This window comes from Actinoplanes sp. NPDC048791 (genome assembly GCF_040650095.1).
Lineage (GTDB): Bacteria > Actinomycetota > Actinomycetes > Mycobacteriales > Micromonosporaceae > Actinoplanes.
The window spans coordinates 1-1,933 of the sequence record NZ_JBEZGQ010001339.1 but is presented as its reverse complement, the minus strand read 5'-3'; the positions used below and the strand labels follow the sequence as shown (position 1 = coordinate 1,933).

At 73.1% G+C, this 1,933-nt stretch carries 2 protein-coding genes; one reads left to right on the top strand and one right to left on the bottom strand.

Annotation, left to right across the window (positions count from 1 at the left end):
- Positions 1 to 623: acyltransferase family protein (locus AB0C29_RS46085; RefSeq protein ID WP_360834376.1), on the top strand; the 623-nt coding region annotated here is incomplete at its 5' end.
- Here the strand turns inward: AB0C29_RS46085 and AB0C29_RS46080 are convergent.
- Positions 584 to 1,666, bottom strand: coding sequence for a glycosyl hydrolase (locus AB0C29_RS46080; protein ID WP_360834374.1), 1,083 nt, complete (start codon positions 1,664 to 1,666; stop codon positions 584 to 586). The two genes, AB0C29_RS46085 and AB0C29_RS46080, sit on opposite strands and share 40 nt — an antisense overlap.
- Between the last annotated feature and the right edge of the window lie 267 nt (positions 1,667 to 1,933).

Here is a 1,933-nt window from a genome sequence, read left to right as displayed (position 1 = left end):
GCGGGCTCGCGGTGACGTTGCTGGTCGCGGGCCAGGATCCGGCCCACGTCTGGGACGGCCTGCTGATCGTCGCGGTGATGCTGGTCGGTACGGCGGTCCACCGCGCCGACCACGGCCGGATCCGCTGGTGGCAGGCGGGAGCGGTGGCCGCGGTGATGGCCGCCGCGCTCATGGTGAACTGGATCGCCGAGCTGGCGTCCCTCGGCGGGCTCAACCCCCGGTACGTGACCCGCTCGGTCATCACACTGCTCGTCATCGGCGGCGCAGTCGCGCTGGGCCGGCTCACCCGGGGCCGGCGCACGCCGCGGGTGCTGGCCCGGCTGGGTCTGATCAGCTACTCCGTCTACCTGGTGCACTACGTGCTGATCGTGCTGCTGCGACCCCTGCTGATCCCGCTCGGTGAGCGCCTGCCCGCCGTGGCCGAGGTGCCGGTCGCGGCCGCGTACCTGGGCCTGGTCGTGGGGATCTCCTGGCTGACGTACCGGTTCGTGGAGGTGCCCGGGCAGCGGTTCGGGCGCCGGGTCGCACGGTGGATGACCGCCCGGTGGGGCTCCGACGCCCGGCCGCCGGACCCGCCCGAGCCTCAGCCGGCGAAGCGGGACCTGCGCGCCATCGCCCGGTAGGCGGCCAGCGCCGCGTCGTCGGTGTCCGGCCGGAAGTTGTGCGGGCTGTCGTCCTGGGTGTCGGTGTCGAACCAGACCACCGCACCGACGGCGGGAGTGTCCTCGACCCACGAGGACAGCTTCTTGATCCACGCGGCCTTGCTGCCCCGGCCGTGGTCGACCGCGGCGGTCTCGCTCAGGATGATGGGTTTGCGTTCGCCGTACGCCGCAACGACCGCACTGAAGAGCGTGCGCGGCGACTCGGAGAAGAAGTCGTAGCCGGAGACCCCGACCCAGTCGACGTGGTCGTCGCCGGGGTAGTAGCGCTGGAACCTGTTCCACGAGGTGTCCGGCGACGAGTTCCAGTTCGGGCTCCACACCCAGGCGACGTTGTCCGCGCCCTGCTCCCGGAAGATCCGGTGCAGCCGCCGCCACGCCTTGACGTAGCCGGCCGGGTCGTCGCCGTTGTGGCTGCCGTCCCACTCGAACCAGTCGCCGTTCATCTCCCAGCCCCAGCGCAGCAGGATCGGCCGCTTCATCCCGGCCAGCCTGCGGGCCACCCGGGCGATGACCCGGTCCGACGAGCCGTCGACGATCCGCCGGTACGGCGCCCCGTGCCACGACACCATCAACGTGCTGGAGGACGCCACGGCCGGCTCGGACGAGGGCACGTAGCCGTCCCACGGGTAGAAGACGTGCACGATGCGCTGCTCACGGCCCAGCTGTCGGCGGCGCAGCGCGAGGCTCTCCTTGAGCGACATGCCGCTCAGCGCCAGGTAGGAGCCGAACATCGCCTTGCCGGTCTCGGCCGGCACGGGCCCGCCACGCCGGGACGCCGCATTCTTGGGGGCCGGCTTTTGTGCTGGCGTCGGGGACAAGGACGGCGACGGCGAGGCGCTGGCAACTGGTGCGGCGGACGACGCCGCGGGGGCAACAGTGGTCGGCGAAGCGGGCGGCGGGGCCGCGGACGGCGCAGTCGAACAGGCAGCCGGCAACGCCAGCGCCGCGAAGGCGAGCAGCCGGCGACGGGGCAGCCCGCTGCCGCCCAGGGGTTCGGCGGTCATGGTGGGCTTCCTCTCACCGGTAGGCGGACACGGCGGTCGCATCCGGCTCCACGATGCCCGCGTCATCGGTCCGAGACGTCGGCCGATCGCCCGCAAGACCCTGCCTGACCAGGCCTTTTACCGGCACTCAGCCCGGACAGCGAGGCCCGACGCGCCAGCAAAGGGGCGAACCGACCACCGCCCCGGCCGGGCCGCGGGCAACTCCATCACCGCGGCCGGACCCGCCGCCACCCGGGCACGGCCGGAAAGGGCCCGGGGCGGTCGAGC

Coding starts and splice junctions, on each gene's coding strand:
- AB0C29_RS46080 (WP_360834374.1), bottom strand. CDS start 1,666: ATGACCGCCGAACCCCTGGGCGGCAGCGGGCTGCCCCGTCGCCGGCTG.